The sequence below is a fragment of the Pseudomonas sp. 01L34 genome (assembly GCF_056400265.1).
Map to the genome: position 1 here is coordinate 470,049 of NZ_JBFTSX010000005.1, position 24,435 is coordinate 494,483.

A 24,435-nucleotide genomic window follows, 5' to 3' on the forward strand; every position below is an offset into this window, starting at 1 on the left:
CGAGCGTCCTCCATGTTCAAAGGCTTGTCGCTGATTTCCATCCTGCTGTTCAGCTTCACGGCCCAGGCCGAAAACTGGCCGGCCGAGCAATGGTTGCCCGGCCCGACAGTCACCGGTCCGGCCGTTCAAGCCCTGGAAAACTACGCTTTCCCACTCCGCAACGACACCACCCGCGAGGGCATCCGCACCGATGCCTTGGTGGTGATCCATGACGGCCAACTCGTCTACGAGCGCTACGCCGGCCCGACCCGTGCCGACACCCCGCACCTGACCTGGTCGATCAGCAAAAGCCTGATGGCCACGGTGCTCGGCGTGGCCTATGGCGAAGGTCTGTTCAACTTGCAGGACCCGGTGGTGCAGTTCTATCCAGCGCTGGAAAAACACCCCGCCATGACCATGGCCGACTTGCTGCATTGGGCCTCGGGCCTGGATTGGCAGGAAGACTATGAGTACGCACCGTTGAAGTCCTCGGTGGTAGCGATGCTCTACACCCGAGGTCATCGCGACATGGCTGCGTTTACCGCCGACCATGACGCGTACGCCAGGCCCGGTCAGGCCTTCCGCTACTCCAGCGGCGACAGCAATCTGCTTTCCACCGCGTTGAAAGCCATTGTTGGCCCGGCCCGATATCCGGATTATCCGTGGACCGCATTGTTCGAACCCTTGGGCATTCGCGGCGCGGTTTGGGAAGCGGATGCCACGGGGACATTTGTCGCCTCGTCCTATGCCTACCTCACCGCCCGGGACCTGGCACGGGTCGGCCTGTTGATGGCGCGTGACGGTCGCTGGCGCGAGAAGCAGCTACTGCCCAAGGCGTGGGTCGACTTCAGCCGCGAGCCGTTCGCCCGCTACCGAGCCAACCAGGATGAAGCGGTGCCCGGCGGGCATTGGTGGCTCAATCGAGCGGTGGATGGTGCGGCACAACCCTGGCCCGATGCGCCCGTCGACACCTTCGCCGCGCTGGGCCATTGGGGCCAGGCGATGTACGTGATTCCCAGCGAAAAACTGGTGATCGTCCGCTACGGCGATGATCGCGATGGAAGTTACCGGCATAACGAACTGCTCAAACTCGCGCTCAAGGCGTTTGCCATGAAGGTGCAGCCATGAGCCGTCGCAGTTTCATTCGCCGTCGGCCGTTCAGCACATTGTTGCTGGTGCTGCTGACCGCTTTGCTCGGCTGGGGCTGGCAGGAACGCGTGGCGCTGTGGGCTTTTCCCGACATCATCAGCGCTTACACCGCCAAGGAATACTGCTCGTGCCGGTATGTGATGAACAATCCGGCGGCGTATTGCCAGGGTTATGTGAAGCAGTATTTACCCACCAGCGGTTTCGTCGATGATGCCGCGAGCAAGCGGGTGACGGTCGGCGGATTGGGGCGCAGCAACAGCGCACAGTGGATCGGCGAGCGCCAGGGCTGCCGGCTGCAACCCTGACGTGGTCGTGCTCGTTGTGGTGAGGGAGCTTGCTCCCGCTCGGCTGCGAAGCAGTCGTAATGCCAGCGGCGGAGACCTGATTGGAGGAACTCATTGTCTGATTTCGGGAGCGCTTCGCACTCCAGCGGGAGCAAGCTCCCTCGCCACAAAGATTGGGGCGAAGTCACAGAAAGTTTGCAACCTGCCTCAAGCCAGTTAAGGTTCGCTCAGGTTTATCTGCCCCCGAGTTTCTATGTTCAAGCGGTTCATCTGCAAAACCCTCGCTTCCCTGCTGCTGGCCGGTGTCACCGTGTCGGCCCAGGCCAATTGGTACCTGGACGGCGAGTCCTCGCGGCTATCGTTCGTCAGCACCAAAAACGCCAACATCTCCGAAGTGCAGCGCTTTCTGGTGCTGCACGGCAAGGTCGACCCCAAGGGGCTGGCCGAGGTAGAAGTCGAGCTGGAGTCGGTTAATAGTGGCATTCCGCTGCGTGACGAACGCATGCGCAAGGAACTGTTCCAGATCCAGACGTTTCCCGAAGCGCTGATTACCACGCAAATCGATTTGCGGCCAATCAACGACCTGGCGCCCGGTGCGCAACTGGAACTGCGCTTGCCGGTGACCGTCAACCTGCATGGCAAGCAACACCAATACAACGCCGAACTGCTGGCGACCCGTCTCGATGACCGGCGCTTTCAAGTAGTGACCCTCGAGCCTTTGGTGATCAGCGCCGAAGATTTCGACCTGGCCCCAGGCCTGGAAAGCTTGCGCAAGCTCGCCGGTTTGTCGGCCATCAGTCTGTCGGTACCGGTGGGTGCGGTGCTGATTTTCACGGCGCGCTGAAATGCGTGGTGCAATTTTTCCGTGGCGCGAAGGCAATCGCTTCGAACTGCTGATCGACGGCCCGCAGTTTTTCCCGCGCATGCTGGTGGCGATTGCCCGCGCCGAAGAACAAGTCGAGCTGGAGCTGTACCTGGTGGAGGCAGGGGCCTGCGCCGAGGCGATGGTTCAGGCGCTGGTCCAGGCGGCCGAGCGTGGCGTGCGGGTACGCTGTCTGTTCGATGACTATGGCAGCCTGGCCTTCACACTGACTTTGCGTCAGCGCCTGATGGCCGCCGGGGTCGAGTTGCGTTTTTACAATCGGCTGAGCTGGCGACGCTGGGTGGGCAACTTCTATCGCGATCACCGCAAGTTGCTGCTGGTGGATCAATCCCTGGCGGTCGTCGGTGGCACCGGGGTCACCGATGAGTTCTGGTCACCGGGCGAAGACACCTGCGAATGGCACGAAGTGATGGTGGAAATCACCGGTCCCCTGGTCATCGACTGGCAATTGCTGTTCGACCGCCAATGGATCGCCAACCGCTATCGGCGTGCCTGGAAACCCGTTTCACACTTCGGTCTACCGCGCCTGCCGCGAGTGCCGGTGATGGGCGAGGGCATGGGCCGGGTCGCTTATGCCGACGCCCGCCAGCACCGGGACATTCTGCAATCGCTGATTCGCGCGCTGAACAGCGGCAAGCAGCGAATCTGGCTGGCCACGCCCTATTTCCTGCCAACCTGGAAAGTCCGCCGCTCGCTGCGCCGGGCGGCGAATCGTGGCGTCGATGTGCGTCTGCTGCTGACCGGGCCGCGTACCGATCACCCGTCGGTGCGCTACGCCGGGCATCGCTACTACCCGCGACTGCTCAGGGCCGGGGTGAAGATCTTCGAATTCCAGCCGTGTTTCCTGCACCTGAAAATGGTGTTGATCGACGATTGGGTGAGTATCGGCTCATGTAATTTCGATCACTGGAATCTGCGCTTCAATCTGGAGGCCAACCTCGAAGCCCTGGACCCAGGGCTGACCCGAGCGGTGGCGGCGAGTTTCGAGAATGACTTTGCCTTGAGCCAGGAAGTCAGTCTTGAGGCGTGGAAGCGCCGACCGTTGTGGCGGCGGGTCAAGCAAAGGGTTTGGGGATGGGTGGATCGGGTGGTGGTGAATCTGCTGGATCGGCGGGGCTGAACACTTTTTCAGATCGTTCCCACGCAGAGCGTGGGAACGATCATCTTTTGCTTTCAGGCGGGGTTACAGCAACTCAAAGCTCTGCTGCGTCACGTCCTGTGAGTCCAGGCCGATCTCCACGTTGAACTTGCCCGGTTCCGCAGCGTACTTGAGCTGGGCGTTGTAGAACTTCAGGTCATCCTCGGTGATGGTGAAGTGCACGACTTTCTGTTCGCCGGCCTTGAGCAGTACTTTCTGGAAGTTCTTCAGTTCCTTGACCGGGCGGATCATCGAGCCGGTCACGTCCTGGATGTACAACTGCACCACGGTTTCGCCGTCACGCTTACCGGTGTTCTTCACCACGACGCTGGCGTCGAGCTTGCCGGTCTTGTTCAGCGTGGTCGACGACAATGCCATGTCGGTCAGGCTGAACTGGGTGTAGCTCAGGCCGAAGCCGAACGGGAACAGTGGCCCGGTGGTGTCTTCGAAATACTGCGAGGTGTAGTTGCCCGGTTTGCCGGGAGTGAACGGCCGGCCAATGCTCAGGTGGTTGTAGTAGGTCGGAATCTGACCCACCGAGCGCGGAACGGTGATCGGCAGCTTGCCCGACGGGTTGTAGTCGCCGAACAGCACGTCAGCGATGGCGTTACCGCCTTCGGTGCCGCTGAACCAAGTTTCCAGAATCGCGTCAGCCTGCTCTTTCTCTTCGAGAATCGACAGCGGACGGCCATTCATCAACACCAGCACCAGCGGTTTGCCGGTGGCTTTCAACGCCCTGATCAGCTCGCGCTGGTTGCCCGGGATGTTCAGGTCGGTGCGGCTCGACGATTCGTGGGACATGCCACGGGATTCGCCCACTGCAGCCACTACCACATCAGCATCCTTGGCGGCTTTTACCGCTTCGTCGATCAACACGTTGGCCGGGCGCGGATCGTCCACTACTTCCGGGGCATCGAAGTTGAGGAAGTTCAGGTAATCGAGGATTTTCTTGTCGTCGGTGATGTTCGCGCCACGGGCGTAGATCAGCGTCGACTGCGCGCCGAGGGCATTTGTCATGCCGTCGAACAGGGTGACCGATTGCGCAGGTTTACCGGCGGCAGCCCAACTGCCCATCATGTCGATCGGTGCTTTCGCCAAAGGGCCGACCAGGGCGATTTTCGCGGTTTTCTTCAGGGGCAGGGTATCGCCCTGGTTCTTCAGCAACACCAGGCTGCGGCGCGCGACATCACGGGCCTCGGCGCGGTGCAGGCGGCTTTCGGCGTAGGTGTCGGCCGGGTCATCCTCGGCCTTGCCGATGCGCAGGTACGGGTCTTTGAACAGACCCATGTCGTACTTGGCGGCGAGCACTTCGCGCACGGCGTTGTCGATGTCTTTCTGTTCGATCTCGCCGGATTTGAGCAGTCCCGGCAGCTCTTTGCCGTAGAGCGTGTCATTCATGCTCATGTCGATGCCGGCCTTGATCGCCAGCTTCGCCGCTTCACGACCGTCGCGGGCGACGCCGTGTTTGATCAGTTCGAAAATCGCCCCGTGGTCGCTGACTGCCAGGCCCTTGAAGCCCCATTCCTTGCGCAGCAGGTCGTTCATCAGCCAGGTGTTGGCGGTGGCCGGTACGCCGTTGATCGAGTTCAGCGCAACCATCACCCCGCCGGCACCGGCGTCGATGGCGGCGCGGTAGGGCGGCAGGTAATCCTGGTACATCTTGACCGGGCTCATGTCGACGACGTTGTAGTCACGACCGCCCTCGACCGCGCCGTACAAGGCAAAATGCTTGACGCTGGCCATGATGCTGTCGGCTGCGTTCGCACCGCTGCCCTGCAAGGCCTTGACCATCACACCGGCAATTCGCGAAACCAGGTAAGTGTCTTCGCCGAAGCCTTCGGAGGTGCGGCCCCAGCGTGGGTCGCGGGAGATGTCGACCATCGGCGCGAAAGTGATGTCGAGGCTGTCAGCCGCGGCTTCCTGGGCGGCGATGCGCCCGGACCGGCCAATGGCGTCCATGTCCCAGCTCGAGGCCAGGGCCAGGGGAATCGGGAAAATGGTGCGGTGGCCGTGGATCACGTCATAGGCGAAGAACATCGGGATCTTCAACCGGCTGCGCATGGCCGCGTCCTGCATCGGACGGTTTTCGGCGCGGGTGATCGAGTTGAAGGTGCCACCGATATTACCGGCCGCGATTTCCTTGCGGATCAGCTCCCGAGGCATTTCCGGGCCGATGCTGATCAGGCGCAACTGGCCGATCTTTTCATCGAGGGTCATTTGTTTCATCAGATGGCTGATGAAGGCGTCCTTGTTCTCTATCGGTGCGGGCGTCGTGGCGGCCAATACGGTATGACTGGCCAGGCTGACGAACAGGCCCAGCAAACACAGCTTCTTCATGAATATTCTTCTCAAAAGGCCCAAGCGGCAGTGAATACGCGCCGGTCAGCCAAAATTTTGGGAGCGACTATTGTTGTTTGGGTGTTGCTTAGAAAAATGCAGCACACTTCTTACTGTTTTTTCGCTGGGCATCTTTTAGCCCATTGGCTCGATGCAATCCAGTAGCGGCGCAGATTATGCCCCAAGAGCCGGGGTCAAAGTTCGCCGGTTGTTTTATCAACGCAATGTGCAAGGGAGCATCAACCAGATGAATGTACGACACCCCTATCGGTCGAGCCTGCAGGTTGCAGCCTTGATGTTGCTGACCGCTCTGCTGGCCGGTTGCGGCATCAACACTATCCCGACCCTCGACGAACAGGCCAAGGCCGCGTGGGGCCAGGTGCAGAACCAGTACCAGCGCCGCGCCGACCTGATCCCCAACCTGGTGGAAACCGTCAAGGGCTACGCCAAACACGAGGAAGAAACCCTGACCGCAGTGGTTGAAGCCCGGGCCAAGGCGACGTCGATCCAGGTGGATGCGAGCACGCTGGATAATCCGGAAAAACTCAAACAGTTCCAGCAGGCGCAGGATCAGCTGACCGGCGCGCTGAGTCGGTTGATGGTGGTGTCCGAGCGTTATCCTGACCTCAAGGCCAACCAGAACTTCCTGGCGCTGCAATCGCAACTTGAAGGCACCGAGAACCGCATCGCCGTGGCGCGTCGCGACTTCATCCTCGCGGTGCAGAAGTACAATACCGAGCTTCGTACCTTCCCCGGTCGCTTGTGGCACTCCGTGTTGTACAGCGACTTGCCGATCCGCGAAACTTTCGAGGCCACCAGCCCCGGTGCCGAAAAAGCGCCTGAAGTGAAGTTCCAGTAGGCGCCGGACCGGGTTTGAAGTGCCACCAAGGAAGAGGTTGCCAATGCGCGTGATGAAAGTGGGCCTGATGCTGTTGTTCTGGGTCTTTGCCCTGACGGCCCAGGCCGGATTGAAGTTTCCGGAACTGACCGGACGGGTGGTGGACAACGCCCAAATGATCGAGCCAGCGGTGCGCGAGCAGCTGGTTCAGCAGCTTAATGCCCACGAGAAGTCCACCGGCGAGCAGTTGGTGGTGGTCACGTTGCCGGACCTGCAGGGCGCCGACATCGCGGATTTCGGTTATCAGCTGGGACGCTACTGGGGCATTGGCCAGAAGGACAAGAACAACGGCGCGCTGCTGATTGTCGCGCGTGCCGAGCGAAAATTGCGGATCGAAGTCGGTTATGGCCTGGAAGATCGCCTGACCGATGCGCAGAGTTCGGTGATCATCAATCAGGTGATCACGCCGGCGTTCAAGGCCGGCAATTTCAGCAAGGGCATCAGCGATGGGGTTTCGGCGATGCTGGTGGTGCTGGGGGGCAATCCGCTGAACGAGCCGTCGACGGTGTATGAGCCGCGTGGCAATCAGGAGAGCGATTTCATTGCGCGGCATCCGGGGGTATTCGTGTTCCTGGTGCTGCTGTTTATCCTGACGATCTTCGTCGGCCAGATGTTCGGTATTGTGCCAAGTGGAGGGGGTAGAGGCCGGGGTGGTTTTGGTGGCGGAGGTTTTGGCGGCGGTGGCGGGGGCTTCAGTGGCGGCGGGGGCAGTTTCGGCGGCGGTGGTTCGTCGGGCGGCTGGTGATGACACGGCGGGAAACACAACAACAATAGCGAGCAGGCATTCATAAACATGGCATTACTGACTGAACACGAACAACGCAAAGTCGCCGAGGCGATTGCCCGGGTCGAGCGCGACACCGACGCCGAACTGGTGACAGTGCTCGCGGCCCGCGCCGACGACTATGCGTATATCCCGCTGCTCTGGGCCAGCCTGTTGGCGCTGGTGGTGCCGGGTATCGTGCATTACCTGACCGGTTGGCTGACCATGCACAGTCTGTTGCTGGTGCAATGGGTCAGCTTCATCGTGTTGTGCCTGGTGTTCCGGATTCCGAAAGTCACCACGCGCCTGATCCCGCGCTCGGTCCGTCACTGGCGTGCGTCGAACCTGGCGCGTCGGCAGTTCCTGGAGCAGAACCTGCACCACACCGTGGGCGGCACCGGCATGCTGATTTTTGTCTCCGAGGCCGAGCGTTACGTGGAAATTCTGGTGGATGAAGGGATTTCCAAACGGCTGGACAACAAGAATTGGGACGCGATTGTGGCGACGTTTACCCAGCAGGTGAAGCAGGGGCAGACGTTGCAGGGGTTTGTGACGTGCATCGAGGCGTGCGGCGAGTTGCTCAAGGTGCACGTGCCGGTGACCCAAGTGCGCAATGAATTGCCGAATCGGTTGGTGGTGTTGAGCTAAAAAGATCGCAGCCTTCGGTAGCTTTTGTGGCGAGGGGGCTTGCTCCCGTTCGGCTGCGAAGCAGTCGTAAAACCAGAGAACTCGGTGTGACTGAAGAAACTAGGGGGCCGCTGCGCAGCCCAACGGGGGCAAGCCCCCTCGCCACAGGAAACTTACTTGCCTCGGGATTCGCACCGTTTGGTAAATAACTGCGTGTCCCGAACGGCCATCCCCCCTAAAATACCCGCCATTCCCCGATTCGCACCGCCCGAGGCCGTTTTTTCCATGTCTGTCACCGCCACTCCCGCCAGCCTCGCGCCGGATCACCACGCCCAGTTCATCGACCTGCTGCAAACCAGCCTGGACGCCAATGCCTTCATCAAACTGGTGCTGGCCAAGTACGTTGGTGGCGAAGCGGACTTGCAGCGGCTGATCATCAAACAGCTGACGGTCAAGGATCAGCCGTGCCTGTCCTTCGTCTACCGCTACAAGACCCGCGACATCACCAAGAACCTGCCGATTGCCGAAGGTGTGGCGACCATTGCCGCGCTGTTGCCGGCATCGTTCAAAAATGCGCATTTACTGTCATTGACCGATGAAGCCCAGCTCGAATACAGCAAAAAGGGCAAATCTTCGCTGTTCAAGAGCAAACCTCAGCAATTGCGCGAAGTGCCGTCCGCCGAGCACAACCGCGAGAAGAACCGCTTCCTCGACCTGAACCGGCCGTTCCTCAAAGACCTCGGCGTGACCAACGCCCAGCATGAGCTGATCCCGGCGATGTCGCGCAAGTGGAAGCAGATCAACAAGTTCATCGAAGTCTTCAGCCATGCGCTGACCTCCTCGCCGCTGGCGCTGGACAAACCGGTGCGGGTGGCGGATTTCGGCTCGGGCAAGGGTTACCTGACGTTCGCGATCCATGACTACCTGCGCAACACCCTGAAAGCCGAGGGTGAGGTGACTGGCGTCGAGCTGCGTGAAGACATGGTCAAGCTGTGCAACAGCGCGGCGGAGAAGCTGGAACATCCGGGGCTGGTGTTCAAATGCGGTGACGTGCGCAGCGTGGCGCCGAGCGAGCTGGACGTGATGATCGCGTTGCATGCCTGCGACATCGCCACCGACTATGCGATTCACACCGGCATCCGTTCCGGCGCTGCGATCATCATGTGCTCGCCGTGCTGCCACAAGCAGATACGCCTGCAGATCCAGAGCCCGGCATTGCTCAAGCCGATGCTGCAATACGGCTTGCACCTGGGCCAGCAGGCGGAAATGGTCACCGACAGTTTACGTGCGTTGTTTCTGGAAGCCTGCGGCTACGAGACCAAGGTGTTCGAGTTCATCTCACTGGACCACACCAACAAGAACAAGATGATTCTGGCGGTCAAACGCGCCGAGCCGGTGGACCCGGCTCAGCTGTTGGTGAAGATTCAGGAGCTGAAGGATTTCTACCACATCAGCGAGCATTGCCTGGAAACCCTGCTGCGGGCTGACGGGTTCCTGGTCGCTAAGGCTTGAGCTGAACTCCCGCCGGTAACGTGCCCGGTTGCGCCGGGCGCACTGCGGTCTTGCGCCCGAGCATCACCGTCACGATCACCCCGGCCGCAAACAGCCAGGTAATCGGCTCGACGTGCTCACCGAAGAACAACGCCGAAAACGCGATGGTGAAGAAGATCTGCAGCAACTGGATCTGACTGACCCGGGCGATGCCGCCCATGGCCAGCCCGGCGTACCAGGCAAAGAAGCCGATGAACTGCGAAAACAGCGAGACATAACCGAAGGCCCACCAGGTCCTGGCCGAAATCTCGCCCTGATGTTGCAGCGCCAGGTACAACACCGGCCCAATCAGCAACGGCGTCGACAGCACCAACGCCCAGCAGATCACCTGCCAGCCGCCCATCTCCCTGGCCAACCGGCCGCCTTCGGCATAGCCCAACCCACCCACGGCAATCGCCCCGAGCATCAGCAAGTCACCGGCCTGAATACTGCCGGCTCCGCTGATCAGCGCATAGCCGAGCACCAGCGCACTGCCCAGCGCGGCGCAGGCCCAGAAGGCTTTCGACGGACGCTCATGGGACAGCCACGCGGCATACAGCGCCACGCACAGCGGTTGCAAACCGTTGACCAGTGCGCCGTGGGAGGCGGGCAGTGTCTGCATGGCCCAGGCCGACAGCACCGGGAAGCCGAGGATGACCCCGGCGATAACCAGTGTCAGGCCTTTGACCTGTTTCCAGGTGGGCCATTTTTCCCGGCGCCACAGCAATAACAGCGCAGCCGGAATTGCCGCGAACAGCGCCCGGCCAAGGCCGTTGAGCAGCGGATGGAGTTCCTGCACGACGATCCGTGTGAAGGGCAGGGTCAGGCTGAAGATAACGACGCCGAGCAGGCCGAGGGCCATGCCGGTGTTTTCGCGCGAGGACATGATGGCAACCAGAGTCGAGGGTGGCGGGAAGAGTCATCATCTAGCCATAAACCGGGGGCGTTGCTCTGTTACAGCTAGGCGCAGAGTTATGCGTACAGTTGGGGGTAATGCCTGTGGCGAGGGGGCTTGTCGGAACGCCGCACCGCCCCGTTCGACTGCGCAGCAGTCGCAAAACCAGAGAGCCTGGTTGACCGGATTAGGGCCGCTTCGCGACCCAACGGGGGCAAGCCCCCTCGCCACAAAAACCATTGCGTCCGTAGTAACTGGTTATTACCCGACCCGCCGGATAAGGACTACCTTGAATACTCCTGCAGGCCCACGCATTTTCCAGAGGAGTCCTCCCCATGGCTGCTAAAAAAATCCTGATGCTGGTTGGCGATTACGTCGAAGACTACGAAGTGATGGTGCCCTTCCAGGCGCTGCTGATGGTCGGCCACACGGTGCATGCCGTTTGCCCGGACAAAACCGCCGGCCAGACCGTGCGCACGGCGATCCATGACTTCGAAGGCGACCAGACCTACAGCGAAAAACCCGGTCATCTGTTTGCCCTGAACTTTGATTTCACCAAGGTCGATGCGGCGGACTACGACGCGCTGCTGATCCCGGGCGGTCGTGCGCCGGAGTACCTGCGGCTGAACGAAAAAGTCCTGGCGTTGGTGCAAGCGTTCGACAAGGCTGGCAAACCGATCGCGGCCGTGTGTCACGGCGCGCAATTGCTGGCCGCCGCCGGTATTCTTGAAGGTCGCGAGTGCAGCGCCTACCCGGCCTGTGCCCCGGAAGTGCGCCTGGCTGGCGGCACGTACATCGATATCCCGGTGACGGAAGGCCACGTTCAAGGCAATCTGGCCACAGCCCCGGCCTGGCCGGCGCACCCGAGCTGGCTGGCCGGTTTCCTCGGGTTGCTGGGCACCAAAATCACGCTGTAACGAGGGACCTGTTCATGTGCGAGCTCTACGTCAAGGCCGATCCGATTCTCTACGAATCGCGCTCCCGCTCGCTGCGCATCTGCGGGGTGGTGACCACCCTGCGGCTGGAGAACCAGTTCTGGGACATCCTCAGCGAAATCGCCGAGGTCGACGGCATGACCACCAATCAGTTGATCGCCAAACTGTATGAAGAGGTGATGGACTACCGCGGCGAGGTGGTGAATTTCGCCTCGTTCTTGCGGGTCAGTTGCATGCGCTATTTGAGCCAGCGCCGGGTGCAGGCACCTGAGTTGTCGGTGGTGCGGACGGTGGTGAAGTAGGGCGGTTTTGTTTGGACCTTACCGGCGACAGAAAACCTGGCTTGGTCTTTACTCTGAAGCGCGAAACCTCTCAATCGCCAAGGAGAACAAGCATGTCTGGATGGTACGAAGTGAGCAAAACCAGCAATGGTCAGTTCAAGTTTGTGTTGAAAGCGGCCAACGCCGAAACCATTCTGGTCAGTGAGCTGTACACCACGCGCGGTGCGGTCGATAGCGGAATCGCCTCGGTTCAGGCCAATAGCCCGCTGGACGAACGCTACGAGAAAAAAGCCACCAAGGATGGCCATCCTTACTTCAACCTCAAGGCCGCCAACCATCAAATCATCGGCAGCAGCGAGTCTTATTCATCCGATGCCGCGAGGGAAAAAGGCATCGCCAGCGTCAAGGCCAACGGCCCGACCACGGTGATCAAGGACAAGACCTTGCCGGTGTTCTAAACACACCGCATACCCACTGCGGGAGCGAGCCTGACGGCTCTCTCCCGCAGTGGTTTTGTGTGTTCCCGACGATCAGCGCAACGCGTTCAACAAACCCTGCAACTGACTGCGGCCAGTCTCGCCGAGTGCAAACACCGGCAACCGCGGGTCGCCCGCTTCCAGCCCGACCAGGCGCAAACCAGCCTTGATGGTCGCCGGCAGGCCGCCCTTGAGGATGAAGTCCAACAACGGCAACTGGCGATAGAACAGTTCGCGAGCCTTGCTCAGATCATTGGCCAATACCGCTTCGTACAAGTCGAGATTGAGCTGCGGGATCAGGTTCGGCGCCGCTGTGCACCAGCCTTTGGCGCCGGCCGCGAACGCTTCCAGTGCCAAGGGATTGCAGCCGTTATAGAACGGCACCCGGCCTTCGCCCAGCAGTTGCAGTTTGTGCATGCGCTGAATATCGCCGGTGCTTTCCTTGACCATAGTGACGTTGTCGACCGCGTTGAAAATCCGCAGGATCAACTCCACCGACATGTCGGTGCCGCTGGTGGCCGGGTTGTTGTAGAGCATGATCGGCACGCCGATGCTCTCGCCGATGGCGCGGTAGTGGGCGAGGATTTCCGCCTCGCTGAGTTTCCAGTACGAAGCCGGCAGCACCATCACCACGTCGGCGCCGTGGGCCTCGGCAAAACGCGCGCGGCGCACGGCTTTGGCGGTGGTCAGGTCGGACACGCTGACGATGGTCGGGACGCGTTTGGCGACGTGGCGGAGGCTGAATTCGCTGACTTGATCCCATTCCGCGTCGCTCAGGTAAGCGCCTTCGCCGGTGCTGCCCAATGGGGCGATGGCGTGGACACCGCTGTCGATCAGGCGGTCGATGGAACGCCCGAGCGCGTCGAGATCAACACCTTCGCCCTGGGCGGTGAACGGGGTGATGGTGTAGCCGATGATGCCGTGAATGTTTACGGTCGACATGGCGTCTCTCCTTTCAAGAATGAGTGGGGTCAGTTCAGGCAATCGGCGTGTTGGCGCAGGTTCTGCCGGGAGTAGTAATTGAACGCGGCGGCGTGGCGCTTGGGCTTGGATATCCAGTCGTGGGCTTCACGGCCCAGCTCGGGAAGAATCGGTTTGATGACACCGGCGGCCATGGCCAGCAACTGCAACTTCGCTGCGCGTTCGATCAGTTGCGCAATGACACAGGCCTCTTCGATGGTCGCGCCGGTGGACAACTGGCCATGGTGGGAAAGCAGGATCGCCCGCTTGTCGCCCAAGGCCCCGGCAATCAGTTCGCCTTCTTCATTGCCCACGGGCACCCCCGGCCAGCCTTCGAGAAACGCGCAGTCGTCGTAGAGCGGGCAGAGGTCCATGTGGGAAATCTGCAGCGGTACTTCCAGCATCGACAGCGCTGCGACGTGAGTCGGGTGCGTGTGAATGATGCAGTTCACGTCCGGCCGGGCGCGGTACACCCAGCTATGGAATCGGTTGGCCGGATTGGGCATGCCGTGGCCTTCAAGCACTTCCAGGTCTTCGTTGACCAGCAACAGATTGCCTGAAGTGATCTCGTCGAAACCCAGGCCCAGTTGCTGGGTGTAATAGGTGCCCGGTTGCGGGCCGCGAGCGGTGATTTGCCCGGCCAGGCCGGAGTCGTGGCCGTTTTCGAACAGAATGCGACAGGTCAGGGCCAGCTTTTGCCGGTCGGTCCACGTATTATCCGCCAGGGTGTTTTGCATCTGTGTCAGCGCTTGCTTGACCAGTTGCTCTTTGGGTAGTGCTAATGTCTTGGCCATATCGGTGTCCTTTGGGTGGGGCATGCAAATGACACTAAAGAGGCTATATGACACTTTGTGTCATTGGCAAGGACAAATCGTTGCCTCCTTGATGGGTTAATCGCTCTACATGTCTATCCGTTTGAAATTACTGAGAAAAAAACTTGGCGTGACGCTGGAGGCCCTGGCCGAAAAATCCGGCATGACCAAGAGCTATCTGTCGAAGGTCGAGCGCGGGTTGAATACCCCCTCGATCGCCGCTGCGCTGAAACTGGCCAGGGCGCTGAACGTGAAGGTCGAGGAATTGTTTTCCGAAGACAACGTCAGCCTCGACAGCTACAGCCTGGTGCGCAACGACGAACGCCAGTCCCTGGCCGCCAACGACCAGAGCCCGGGTTATGCGGTGTTGGCCCATCAGATCAGTGAGCGCAGCCTGTTGCCGTTCATCATTTACCCGCCGAGCGAGTTCACCGACAAAACCTTCAAGGAACACCTGGGGGAAGAGTTTCTGTTCGTCCATGAAGGGCAGGTGGAAGTGGACTTCATGAACGAGCGGGTGCTGCTCAATCGTGGGGATGCGCTGCACTTCAACGCGCAGAAACCGCATCGCCTCAGGTCAGTGGGCGAGGTGCAGGCGCAGTTGTTGGTGGTGGTGCATAGCAGCGAGGAATGAAGTTATCGGGCTTTTGTGGCGAGGGGGCTTGTCGGAACGCCGCACCGCCCCGTTCGGCTGCGCAGCACTCGTAAAACCAGAGAACTCGGTGTGACTGAAGATACTAGGGGGCTGCTTCGCAACCCAACGGGGGCAAGCCCCCTCGCCACAGGTCAGACCTCGACCGGCACGGTCAGCTTAGGGTTACCGAGCGCATGCGTCTTCGAATCAAAAAAACGCAACGCCACGCCCGTCCCCTCGAACACCTTCGCGTAATGCCGCTTTTGATGCTGGATGAACGCCTTGCTGCGCGGGTAAATCGAGATCGCTACCACCTTCGGCTTCGCCTGTCGCAGTGCATGAACGATGTGACTGTCCTGCTCGCCAAGGGCATGCCCGAAGATGCACAACCCGTCGCCGTGGCCGAGTAACTGGTCGTAGCAGAACGACAGATAATCCGAACTGCGAATCGTCTTGAGCTTGTCTTGCGCTGGGCCTTCGTTGACGAACAGCGGCACGTCGTCGAGGGTCTTGATCGTATTGTTGATCGCGAAATTGCCGAGCAACGTCCCTTCGGTCGACATCAGTTTGCGCGCCGTGCCGTCCTGATTGCGCACCAGATGCAGGCCGCCGTGCAGGTACAGCAAACGTGGTTTGTCGGTGGCGCTGGCGCTCAGATCGAAGCCGGGTTCGGCACCCTGGAACAGGTCGGTCACGACGTCCGGCCGATGCTGGATCGCCCAATAGCTGAGCAAGTCGTAGTTGGTGGTGAACACCGTCCGATAGCTGCCCAGTTCCTGATTGATCGTCGCCAGCGTCGAAGGCTTCACCAGCCGCCAGGGGATGTGCACCGCGTGCACGGTGTTGATCAGCGCTTCCTTGATCGCGTAGTAGCGATTGCGCGGTGCCGCAGAGCTGACGGCCAGGGCCTTGTTGACCCGGCTGGTGGTTTTCAACGCCCCAAGCACTTGTTCAAAACTGCGCGTCTGCATCGCGTCGAACACGCTCAGCTCGGACTGGCTCAGCGGTTTTTCTTCGACGGTGCGGGCATTTTCGAACAGCGAGTCGTAGCCGAAGTCGTCCCACACGGCGCGGCTGGCGCCGTTACCCACCAGCAGGCCGCCGAATGAGGCGGTGGTGCGCAAGGCGTTCCAGTCTTCAAGTTGGGCATCGACATCCTGGAAATCGGTCATTGCGTTTGTCGTCTCGAAGCAAAAGGTCTGATGGACGGCGACTTTATCACGCCCGGGCGTTGAGCCAGATCAACATACCGCGTGACTGATCGGTCGACCCTGTGCGCACCCGCCGAATCGGCATTGCCGATTCGGTTTCAGCCAGGAGACTCGCGCATGAGCAGTACGTTTTTCATCCCCGCCGTGAACATCATGGGCACCGGTTGCCTCGACGAAGCCATGGACGCCATTGGCAAGTATGGTTTTCGCAAGGCGCTGATCGTCACTGACGCCGGGCTGGCCAAGGCTGGCGTGGCATCGAGGATTGCCGAGAAACTGGCGTTGCAGGACATCGACTCGGTGATCTTCGACGGCGCCAAGCCGAATCCGAGCATCGCCAACGTCGAGCGCGGCCTGGGCCTGCTCAAGGAAAGTCGCTGTGATTTCGTGGTGTCTCTGGGCGGCGGTTCGCCTCACGACTGCGCCAAGGGCATCGCCTTGTGCGCCACCAACGGTGGGACGATCCGTGACTACGAAGGTGTCGATCGGTCGGCCAAACCCCAGCTACCGTTGATCGCGATCAACACCACCGCCGGCACTGCCAGCGAGATGACCCGTTTTTGCATCATCACGGATGAATCGCGCCACGTAAAAATGGCCATCGTCGACCGCAACGTTACGCCGCTGCTGTCAGTCAACGATCCGGAGCTGATGGTCGCCATGCCCAAGGGCCTGACCGCCGCCACCGGCATGGACGCGTTGACCCATGCCGTCGAAGCCTACGTCTCCACGGCAGCCAACCCGATTACCGATGCCTGTGCGCTGAAAGCCATCACATTGATCAGCGACAACCTGCGCCAAGCCGTGCAGGACGGCAGTGACATGATCGCGCGGGAAAACATGGCCTACGCGCAATTTATGGCGGGCATGGCGTTCAACAATGCGTCCCTTGGCTACGTTCACGCGATGGCCCATCAGTTAGGCGGGTTCTACGACCTGCCCCATGGTGTGTGTAACGCGGTGCTGCTACCTCACGTGCAGAGCTTCAACGCGCTGGTGTGCGCCCCTCGCCTGACCGACGTTGCCCACGCGATGGGGGCCGACATTCGCGGGCTCAGTCCGGAAGAGGGCGCGCAGGCGGCGATCGCGGCGATCCGCAGCCTGGCCAGGGATGTGGACATTCCCGCCGGTTTGCGTGAGCTCGGTGCCAGGCTCAATGACATCCCGGTCCTTGCCAGCAATGCCCTGAAAGACGCCTGTGGACTGACCAACCCACGGGCGGCGGATCAGCGGCAGATCGAGGAGATTTTCCGCAGCGCGTTCTAAGCGGTTCGACGGCCGGGCGCGAGCACTACGCAAAGCAGCGCGCCCAAGGCCAGCAAGGTGCATAACAGCGACAAAGGCCATGCCTGCTGGCTGGCTATCAGGCTGGCGATACCGCCGATAACGGCGGCCATCAGTTGATGAATGAAACCGCTCAACGCCATCGCATAAGCACCGCCGACCGGGGAACCGTGGTTGGCCAGGGACAAGCTGATTGGGTAAATCAGCGATTGGCCGAATACTGCAAAACAATAGGGCAACCAGAACAGCAGAGCGATAGACGTGCCTGCGAGGCTACCCAGCAACATGACTGCGCTGCCGGCCAGTATCAGCCCGACGCCCGCCGTCATCAGCCATTGCTGACCGGTATGCAGTACGAAGCGATTGACCGCCACGGCCCCGAGAAAGTACGCCGCGCTGATGGGCCAGCCCAACAAGCCGTATTCCACTGCCGACCACTTGAAGGCGCCTTGCAGAATCAGCGGTGCAGCGGTGTTGAACGCGACAATCACCCCATACCCCAAGCCACCGGCGAGGGCCGGTAACAGGAAGGCCCGATGCCGCAGAATGTGCCCGTAGCTCGTCCAGGCGGATGATGATGTGTTCTCTTCTGCCAGCATCGGGAACGTGACCCGCGCCACCACCAGCGCCATCAACAGGCTCACACCACCCAATAAGTAGAAAATCGCTGACCAGCCCAGTGTCACCTGGATGATCGACCCCAGGTATTGACCGATACCCAGCGCCACCACAAAGGAAATCGATATCCAGGACAACGCCTTGGCCAGCAGATCGCCGCGAAAACTGTCGCGGATCAGCACCCGGGCCATGACTGAAATCCCGCTGGCGCCAATCCCCTGAATCAGGCGAAAAACCAGGAACGATTCAAGTGTCTGGCCCAGAGGCAGGGCCAGGTTGCCCAGCCCATAGAGGCCGAGCGCCGCGAGCAATACCGGCTTGCGGCCAATGCGTTGGCCCAGGCTGCCCCAGAACAGCATCGGCAGCGCCATGCCGATCAGATACACCGCCAACCCCCATGAAACCTGTGAGCCATCTGCGGACAGATCCCGGGCAATATCCGGCAGCGCCGACAGATAAATGCTCATGCCCAATTGGGCGAGAAAAACCGTACAGCAGGTGATCAGGAGGGTGGTGCTGCTCTTCATTTAATCTTCCCTGTTTTTTCAGCCGCCGATGTCCCGGCCGTGAGCACGTAAAAGCTCGGTGATGAGTCCACAGAAATGGCGGATCAGCGTCGTCCCCATGTCGGCGCGCAGGGTGATTCTGATGGCTGCCTTGCCTTGTGCAACCACCGGGAAAAAGACTGCCGAGGTGAAGAATCCGTGATTGGCCAGTTCAATGGCGATGTGGTTGGCCAGCGATGCCTCACCGCAATTGACCAGTCGAATCGCCATGTTGCTGTTGTGTTGTGCGGTTCGTATGAGGCTGTCAAAGAGGCGGATATTAACCTGAAGCTTTTCCTGCAGTTCGGCGAATTCCAGGGTGTGGTGTAGCTGGATGGATGCCCGGCCCGCGCCAATGGCTGCACTGTTCAGGCTTTGCGACCAGTTGCTGGGGCCGCCGTAACGCGCAATGAGCTTCTTCTGCCGTTCACTGCCCAGCATCACCAGACCGCCGCTGGCGCCGAACGACTTGGCCAGCGAGGCGACGATGAGGCAGTCATCATCCAGGGTATGCAGCCTGGGACGCACAAGACCGGCGCCGAATGTTCCTACAGAGGAAAGCGCGTGGGAGTCGTCCAGATAGAGAAACAGCCCATAGCGGTCCTTCAGATACAAAAGGCTGTCCATGTCCGCAACCCCGCCCATGCTGTAGGCACCGTCGGCGACATACGCGACCCTGGTGTGCTGTTGACACAGCGTCTCGAGGAAGTCCATGTCGTTATGCGGGCACGTCACGACCTTCGTTTCATCGGCACAGGCGGCTTTGAGGTGGCTCATCGAGTAATGCGCCAACCGGTCGAAAGCCATCACCGGAGGGCTATTTTCCGTGAATACGCCGCTGGCCAGCAGTGGCAGGATCCCGGCACTCGCCGCGCTGCACGACAGAGTGCTCAGGCAACTGGCGCCGAACAACTCGGACAGTTCGGTTTCGTATTGGTCCAGAATCGCCAGCTTGCAGCGGTTCCTGGAATTGGCGATGCGAAGTGTGCCGGTTTCCCACAGCGTGGTCATGGCGCCGTCGAGAATATCGGGATGGTGATCCAGCCCCAGGTATGACGTCGTACAGAAATCATGAAACGCTCTCCCGTACTGATCCAGCATGCGGTTGGCACTTTTTATCTCAACGTTGAGCCCCGCGATTTTTCCGGTTTCGGCGGCCTCCCAATCATGGTCAGCCAATGAAACGAGTTTGCGGTAGTTGGTGAAGGTGTGCGCCGTGTACGGTATCTGGCTCATGTGTAAGTGACATTCCTTGAATGAATCTATCCGTGGGTTTGTTGCAGTTTGTGTGTGTTGCCAGACTTTACAGAGAGTCCCGATGGGCTTTGAATCGGCTGTTTCCGGTAGTACTGAGAGTTGTAAGAGAATTAGTTGTAGGGCGATGCCCTGGGGTGCTGTGGGTAATTGGATGGCGGGCACGAATCGAATCCGGGCTATCCTGCCGACTCAGTCGAACCGAAATCATCGAGCCCTGCCATGCTGCAAAAAAGCCTGATCCGCCGTCTCGACCTGATCACTCTCCAGCTGTTTGTGGCCGTTCACGAAGAGGGCACCTTGACCCGTGCCGCCGCCCGCGAAGCGATCGCGGTGTCGGCGGCCAGCAAGCGGTTGATGGAGCTGGAGGAGGCGCTGGGCATCAGCCTGTTCGTACGCCAGGCCAAGGGCATGACGCTGACACCGGCCGGTGAAACCCTGCTGCACCATGCCCGGCAGATGCTGTTCAACGTCGAGAAAATGGGCCTCGAACTGGGCGAACACAGCCATGGTGTGCGCGGTTATGTGCGGATGCTCGCCAACCTGTCGGCGATCATTCAATTCCTGCCCGAAGACCTGCGGGACTTTTCCGCGCGCCATCCGCAGGTCAAGACCGACCTCGAAGAGCGCCCCAGCAGCGGGGTGATTCAAGGCGTGCTCGATGGCGTGGCGGACCTCGGGATCTGCTCCAGCGACAGCGACGTCAAGGGGCTGCACAGCGTTGTTTATCGCCAGGACAAACTGGTCGTGCTGATGCCGGCCGATCATCCGCTGGCGAGTCGTTCGGCCTTGGCTTTTGCCGACACGCTGGACAGCGATTACGTCGGTCTGCATTCGGCCAGTTCCATCAACATGCGCACCCATGCGGCCGCGCGCAAGGCCGGCAAGGTGCTGAGGTTGCGGATCCATGTGCCGGGGTTCGACGCCATGTGCCGGATGGTCCAGGCCAACATGGGCATCGGCATCCTGCCGCTAAAGGCCTACGAACTGTTTGGCCGGGCGCTGGGGTTGCACGCGGTGCCGCTGACGGATGACTGGTCGGATCGTGCGTTGATTCTGGTGGTGCGCGATGAAGTGGCGCTGTCGCCGGTGAGCCGGATGTTGTTTGAGCATTTGCGCGGCCAGACCTGACAGTTCTCGATTGCATGGACGGGCATTCGCGTTTCGCGAACGGTCGTTGCCAACAGAAGGTTGGATTCCATGCCACTCGGTCCTCTAGCCTTGGCGCATATTCCAAGAACAAGAGGTACCCCCGCGATGACTGCCCCCTTGAGTGCAATCAAAGTGATCGAGATCGGCACGCTGATCGCCGCGCCGTTTGCCGCGCGCATGCTGGCCGAGTTCGGCGCCGAAGTGATCAAGATCGAAGCCATGGGCCAGGGCGATCCCCTGCGTAAATGGCGCAAGCTGCACGAAGGCACTTCGTTGTGGTGGTACCTGCAATCGCGAAACAAGAAGTCCCTGGCGCTGAATCTGAAATCCCCTGAAGGCATCGAACTGGTCAAGCAACTGGCGAGCGACGCCGATGTGCTGATCGAAAACCTGCGCCCCGGCGCCCTGGAGAAACTCGGCCTGGGCTGGGACGTGTTGCATGCCCTCAATCCCAACCTGACGCTGGTGCGCATTTCCGGTTACGGCCAGACCGGCCCGTACCGTGATCGTCCGGGTTTCGGGGCGATCGGCGAGGCGATGGGCGGGATTCGCTATACCACCGGTACTCCCGGTTCGCCGCCGGCCCGAGTGGGGGTGAGTCTGGGGGATTCCCTGGCTTCGCTGCACGCGGTCATCGGTGCCTTGATGTCGCTGCTGCGGGTCAAGACCGGGCAGGGCGGCGGGCAAGTGGTCGATGTGTCGTTGGCCGAAAGCGTGTTCAACGTCATGGAAAGCCTGGTGCCGGAATACGACATGCTCGGTCATGTGCGTGAGCGCAGCGGCGGGGCGTTACCGGGTATTGCGCCGTCCAACACCTACCTGACTGCCGACGGTGCCTACGTGGTGATCGCCGGCAACAGCGACCCGATCTACAAGCGTCTGATGGCGGTGATTGGCCGGGCCGACCTGGCCGAAGCGCCGGAGTTCGCGCATAACGATGGCCGCGCCGCCAAAAGTAACGTGCTCGACGCAGCCATTACTCACTGGACCAGCAGCCTGCCCATCGATGAGGTGTTGGCGGCTCTGGAAGCTGCCGAAGTCCCGGCCGGGCGCATCTATTCGGTGGCCGACATCGTTGCCGATCCTCACTATCAGGCGCGGGGCATGCTGCTCAACGCCGAACTGCCGGGCGGTGCCACGGTGAAGATGCCGGGCATCGTACCGAAAATGTCCGAGACCCCCGGCGGCGTGAACTGGTCGGGACCGAGTCTGGGGCAGCACACCGACGGCATCCTCGCGGGGCTGGGCCTGACTGACCAGGACATCGAACGGTTGAAAGCTGAAGGGGTGGTGCAATGATCACTGATTATTCCCAGACCCTGATCGTTCAGGAGGTTTCCCCGCGTGACGGCTTGCAGATCGAGCCTACCTGGGTCGAAACCGCCGACAAGATTGCGTTGATCGATCAGTTGTCGCTGGCGGGTTTCAGCCGCATCGAAGCCGGTTCGTTCGTGTCGCCCAAGGCGATTCCGGCGCTGCGCGATGGCGAGCCAGTGTTCAAGGGCATCGCCCGACAGCCGGGCGTGATCTATGTCGCGTTGATCCCTAACCTCAAAGGCGCACAACGGGCACTGGACTCGGGGGCTGACGAGCTGAACCTGGTGATGTCCGCCAGCCAGACCCATAACCTGGCAAACATGCGGATGCGTTGCGAGGCGTCATTGGCCGCGTTTGGCGAGATCGTCGAGTTCGTTCGCGGCACGCCGGTGCGGCTCAACGGCAGCATCGCCACGACCTTCGGATGCCCGTTTGAAGGCACGATCGATGAGGATCGCGTGCTGCAGATTGTCGAGGCTTATCAGGAGCTCGGCATTACGGGCATTACCCTGGCCGACACCACCGGCATGGCCAATCCACGTCAGGTCGACCGCTTGGTGCGACGGGTGTTGCAACGGGTTTCACCGGCTGATCTGACCCTGCATTTCCACAACACGCGCGGCCTCGGTCTGTGCAACGTACTGGCAGCTTACGAGGCCGGAGCCCGGCGCTTTGACGCAGCCCTCGGTGGTCTTGGCGGTTGCCCGTTTGCACCGGGTGCCTCGGGCAATATCTGCACCGAAGATTTGGTCAACCTGTGCGATGAAGTCGGCATTCACACCGGCATCGACTTGCCGTTGTTGCTGCGATTGTCGCGAGGCTTACCCGCATTGCTGGGCCATGAAGTGCCCGGGCAGCTCGCCAAGGCCGGACGTAACTGCGACCTGCACCCGACACCGTCCTGAACCCACCGAACAAACTCCTGAAAAAGCCGCAACGAACCAGACAACAAAAACAATCGGACGCCCACGGGACGTCTGCCTGGAGAAAACACGATGAGCCTCAATGTTCTGGAGGCGGGCGTGAGCCCGTCCGTTAGTCACGACGCCGAAAAAGCCCTGGTCCGCAAAGTCGCCTGGCGACTGATGCCGCTGATCATGGTCTGCTACCTGTTCGCATTTTTCGACCGCATCAACATCAGCTTCGCCAAGTTCCAGTTGCAGGCCGACCTGAGCCTGAGCGATACCGCTTACGGCCTCGGCGCCGGGCTGTTTGTAGTCGGTTATGTGATCTTTGAAGTGCCGAGCAACATGATGCTTTACAAGGTGGGTGCCCGGCGCTGGATCGCCCGGATCATGATGTCGTGGGGGCTCGCGACGGCGGCCATGGTCTTCGTCAACAGCGAATGGCAGTTCTACGCCCTGCGTTTCGTGATCGGTGCGATGGAGGCGGGTTTTGCTCCGGGCGTGTTGTATTACCTGACGCTGTGGTTCCCGCAGCACTATCGGGGGCGCATCACCTCGATGCTGTTTCTCGCGTCGGCGTTTGCCGGGCTGGTTGGCGCACCGTTCTCCGGGTTGGTGCTGCAACACCTTGATGGCTTCCTCGATATGCGCGGCTGGCATTGGCTGTTTCTGCTCGGTGGCGTTCCTTGCATCGGCCTTGGCTTGTTGGTGCTGACCGTGCTCAAGGACCGCATCGAAGATGCCCATTGGTTGACCCCGTCGGAGAAGACACTGCTCGCCAGCCGTATCGCGCACCACGAACCCCACAAGAGCGGCGGCTCCTTGCTGGCCGCACTCCGGATTCCGGGTTTCCTGATGCTGGGGCTGATCTACTTTCTGATTCAGGTGGCGTCTTACGGCTTGAATTTCTGGGCGCCGCAACTGATCCGCAGTGCCGGCACCGAGAGCCCGGTGATGATCGGCTTGCTGACCGCCATTCCCTACATCTGCGGCGCCATCAGCATGGTGGTGATCGGGCGGTTATCAGACGCCACCGGTGAGCGGCGCAAGTTTGTCGCGGGTCTGGTGGCGGCAGGTGCGGTGGGTTTCTTCTGCGCAGGAATTTTCGCCAACCACACGACTTTCCTGATTGTTGCCCTGGGCTTGCTCGGTGCCGGGATCATCGCGTCCATCCCGAGCTTCTGGACCCTGCCACCGAAACTCCTGGCCGGTGCCGGGGCAGGCGCCGCTGGCGGGATCGCGGTGATCAATACCCTTGGCCAGTTCGGTGGGATCGTCAGCCCGGTCATGGTCGGGCGGATCAAAGACCTGACCGGCAGCACCACCCCCGCGTTGTACGTCATCGGTGTCGCCGCGCTGATCGCCGCTGCGTTGTTGCTGTGGGGGTTGCCGCAGAAGCTGCGCACGCTCGACAAGTTCTGAAGTTCGCGGCGTCAGAAATACCGCTTTCGCGAGCAAGCCCGCTCCCACATTGACCGCGTCGGGCACAGGATTCGTGCCCGCCGCCACTCCCTGTGGGAGCGGGCTTGCTCGCGAAGACTGACTCTCAGCCAACAAAGCCCCCGTCG

The 24,435-nt window shown here is 60.8% G+C and carries 24 protein-coding genes; 17 read left to right on the forward strand and 7 right to left on the reverse strand.

What is annotated here, in order from left to right; genetic code table 11:
• Window positions 1–12: 12 nt before the first annotated feature.
• The 4 genes from AC1DQM_RS17775 to AC1DQM_RS17790 all read left to right on the forward strand — a co-directional run bounded on the left by AC1DQM_RS17775 (window position 13) and on the right by AC1DQM_RS17790 (window position 3,415).
• A complete protein-coding gene (locus tag AC1DQM_RS17775; RefSeq protein ID WP_477746597.1) occupies window positions 13–1,107 on the forward strand; it encodes a serine hydrolase domain-containing protein in 1,095 nt (364 codons plus the stop codon).
• The gene (locus tag AC1DQM_RS17780; RefSeq protein WP_018926851.1) at window positions 1,104–1,433 is read left to right on the forward strand and encodes a hypothetical protein; all 330 of its coding nucleotides are present in this window, start codon (window positions 1,104–1,106) and stop codon (window positions 1,431–1,433) included. Before AC1DQM_RS17775 ends, AC1DQM_RS17780 begins: the two co-directional genes overlap by 4 nt.
• A gap of 232 nt (window positions 1,434–1,665) precedes the next feature.
• Window positions 1,666–2,256 (forward strand): YceI family protein, encoded by a 591-nt coding sequence (locus AC1DQM_RS17785; RefSeq protein ID WP_028939271.1) that lies wholly within the window; start codon window positions 1,666–1,668, stop codon window positions 2,254–2,256.
• A 1-nt stretch (window position 2,257) separates the two neighbouring features.
• A complete protein-coding gene (locus AC1DQM_RS17790) occupies window positions 2,258–3,415 on the forward strand; it encodes a phospholipase D-like domain-containing protein (RefSeq protein WP_477746598.1) in 1,158 nt (385 codons plus the stop codon).
• Window positions 3,416–3,478: 63 nt separating this feature from the next.
• On the opposite strand, the gene bglX is transcribed toward AC1DQM_RS17790, so the two are convergent.
• On the reverse strand, window positions 3,479–5,770 hold the full coding sequence (bglX, locus tag AC1DQM_RS17795; protein ID WP_018926848.1) for a beta-glucosidase BglX: 2,292 nt from the start codon (window positions 5,768–5,770) through the stop codon (window positions 3,479–3,481).
• Between the two features lie 247 nt (window positions 5,771–6,017).
• Between bglX and AC1DQM_RS17800 the strand changes: the two genes are divergently transcribed.
• The 4 genes from AC1DQM_RS17800 to AC1DQM_RS17815 all read left to right on the forward strand — a co-directional run bounded on the left by AC1DQM_RS17800 (window position 6,018) and on the right by AC1DQM_RS17815 (window position 9,570).
• Entirely contained in the window at window positions 6,018–6,629 is a 612-nt protein-coding gene (locus AC1DQM_RS17800) for a LemA family protein (protein ID WP_064621343.1), read from the forward strand.
• A 43-nt stretch (window positions 6,630–6,672) separates the two neighbouring features.
• On the forward strand, window positions 6,673–7,413 hold the full coding sequence (locus tag AC1DQM_RS17805; protein ID WP_477746599.1) for a TPM domain-containing protein: 741 nt from the start codon (window positions 6,673–6,675) through the stop codon (window positions 7,411–7,413).
• 48 nt (window positions 7,414–7,461) lie between these two features.
• The gene (locus AC1DQM_RS17810; RefSeq protein ID WP_018926845.1) at window positions 7,462–8,079 is read left to right on the forward strand and encodes a TPM domain-containing protein; all 618 of its coding nucleotides are present in this window, start codon (window positions 7,462–7,464) and stop codon (window positions 8,077–8,079) included.
• Window positions 8,080–8,343: 264 nt separating this feature from the next.
• Window positions 8,344–9,570 carry a class I SAM-dependent methyltransferase gene (locus tag AC1DQM_RS17815; RefSeq protein WP_477746600.1) on the forward strand — a complete coding sequence of 409 codons (1,227 nt, stop codon included), beginning with the start codon at window positions 8,344–8,346 and terminating at the stop codon, window positions 9,568–9,570.
• On the opposite strand, the gene AC1DQM_RS17820 is transcribed toward AC1DQM_RS17815, so the two are convergent.
• Window positions 9,560–10,474, reverse strand: coding sequence for a DMT family transporter (locus AC1DQM_RS17820; protein WP_086944807.1), 915 nt, complete (start codon window positions 10,472–10,474; stop codon window positions 9,560–9,562). The genes AC1DQM_RS17815 and AC1DQM_RS17820 overlap by 11 nt on opposite strands.
• A 344-nt stretch (window positions 10,475–10,818) precedes the next feature.
• Between AC1DQM_RS17820 and AC1DQM_RS17825 the strand changes: the two genes are divergently transcribed.
• From AC1DQM_RS17825 to AC1DQM_RS17835, 3 genes are all read left to right on the forward strand, one after another.
• The gene (locus tag AC1DQM_RS17825) at window positions 10,819–11,400 is read left to right on the forward strand and encodes a DJ-1/PfpI family protein (protein ID WP_018926842.1); all 582 of its coding nucleotides are present in this window, start codon (window positions 10,819–10,821) and stop codon (window positions 11,398–11,400) included.
• A gap of 14 nt (window positions 11,401–11,414) precedes the next feature.
• On the forward strand, window positions 11,415–11,720 hold the full coding sequence (locus AC1DQM_RS17830) for a ribbon-helix-helix domain-containing protein (RefSeq protein ID WP_019580887.1): 306 nt from the start codon (window positions 11,415–11,417) through the stop codon (window positions 11,718–11,720).
• A 92-nt stretch (window positions 11,721–11,812) separates the two neighbouring features.
• On the forward strand, window positions 11,813–12,157 hold the full coding sequence (locus AC1DQM_RS17835) for a YegP family protein (protein WP_019580886.1): 345 nt from the start codon (window positions 11,813–11,815) through the stop codon (window positions 12,155–12,157).
• Between the two features lie 72 nt (window positions 12,158–12,229).
• On the opposite strand, the gene AC1DQM_RS17840 is transcribed toward AC1DQM_RS17835, so the two are convergent.
• Both AC1DQM_RS17840 and AC1DQM_RS17845 read right to left on the reverse strand, forming a co-directional pair.
• Complete coding sequence (locus AC1DQM_RS17840) at window positions 12,230–13,117, reverse strand: dihydrodipicolinate synthase family protein (protein WP_086944808.1); 888 nt, start codon at window positions 13,115–13,117, stop codon at window positions 12,230–12,232.
• A 29-nt stretch (window positions 13,118–13,146) separates the two neighbouring features.
• Complete coding sequence (locus AC1DQM_RS17845; protein ID WP_477746601.1) at window positions 13,147–13,929, reverse strand: aldolase; 783 nt, start codon at window positions 13,927–13,929, stop codon at window positions 13,147–13,149.
• Window positions 13,930–14,038: 109 nt separating this feature from the next.
• On the opposite strand from AC1DQM_RS17845, the gene AC1DQM_RS17850 reads away from it, so the two are divergent.
• Window positions 14,039–14,581, forward strand: coding sequence for a helix-turn-helix domain-containing protein (locus tag AC1DQM_RS17850; RefSeq protein ID WP_018926837.1), 543 nt, complete (start codon window positions 14,039–14,041; stop codon window positions 14,579–14,581).
• Window positions 14,582–14,733: 152 nt separating this feature from the next.
• On the opposite strand, the gene AC1DQM_RS17855 is transcribed toward AC1DQM_RS17850, so the two are convergent.
• Window positions 14,734–15,753: a DUF4917 family protein gene (locus AC1DQM_RS17855; RefSeq protein ID WP_019647931.1), complete on the reverse strand. Its 1,020-nt coding sequence runs from the start codon at window positions 15,751–15,753 to the stop codon at window positions 14,734–14,736.
• Between the two features lie 156 nt (window positions 15,754–15,909).
• Here AC1DQM_RS17855 and yiaY point away from each other — a divergent pair, with 156 nt between their 5' ends.
• Window positions 15,910–17,058: an L-threonine dehydrogenase gene (gene yiaY / locus AC1DQM_RS17860; RefSeq protein WP_064619823.1), complete on the forward strand. Its 1,149-nt coding sequence runs from the start codon at window positions 15,910–15,912 to the stop codon at window positions 17,056–17,058.
• On the opposite strand, the gene AC1DQM_RS17865 is transcribed toward yiaY, so the two are convergent.
• Both AC1DQM_RS17865 and AC1DQM_RS17870 read right to left on the reverse strand, forming a co-directional pair.
• A complete protein-coding gene (locus tag AC1DQM_RS17865) occupies window positions 17,055–18,221 on the reverse strand; it encodes an MFS transporter (RefSeq protein ID WP_477746602.1) in 1,167 nt (388 codons plus the stop codon). The two genes, yiaY and AC1DQM_RS17865, sit on opposite strands and share 4 nt — an antisense overlap.
• Window positions 18,222–18,239: 18 nt before the next feature.
• Window positions 18,240–19,475, reverse strand: coding sequence for an aminotransferase class I/II-fold pyridoxal phosphate-dependent enzyme (locus AC1DQM_RS17870; RefSeq protein WP_477743376.1), 1,236 nt, complete (start codon window positions 19,473–19,475; stop codon window positions 18,240–18,242).
• Window positions 19,476–19,715: 240 nt separating this feature from the next.
• On the opposite strand from AC1DQM_RS17870, the gene AC1DQM_RS17875 reads away from it, so the two are divergent.
• The 4 genes from AC1DQM_RS17875 (at window position 19,716) to AC1DQM_RS17890 (ending at window position 24,289) form a co-directional block, all read left to right on the forward strand.
• A complete protein-coding gene (locus tag AC1DQM_RS17875; protein WP_018926832.1) occupies window positions 19,716–20,624 on the forward strand; it encodes a LysR family transcriptional regulator in 909 nt (302 codons plus the stop codon).
• Between the two features lie 126 nt (window positions 20,625–20,750).
• Window positions 20,751–21,944, forward strand: a complete 1,194-nt coding sequence (locus tag AC1DQM_RS17880) for a CaiB/BaiF CoA transferase family protein (RefSeq protein ID WP_477746603.1) — start codon at window positions 20,751–20,753, stop codon at window positions 21,942–21,944.
• Window positions 21,941–22,867 (forward strand): hydroxymethylglutaryl-CoA lyase, encoded by a 927-nt coding sequence (locus tag AC1DQM_RS17885; RefSeq protein ID WP_019580878.1) that lies wholly within the window; start codon window positions 21,941–21,943, stop codon window positions 22,865–22,867. The genes AC1DQM_RS17880 and AC1DQM_RS17885 overlap by 4 nt, the downstream gene beginning before the upstream one ends.
• Before the next feature lie 90 nt (window positions 22,868–22,957).
• A complete protein-coding gene (locus AC1DQM_RS17890; RefSeq protein WP_019580877.1) occupies window positions 22,958–24,289 on the forward strand; it encodes an MFS transporter in 1,332 nt (443 codons plus the stop codon).
• Window positions 24,290–24,435: the final 146 nt, after the last annotated feature.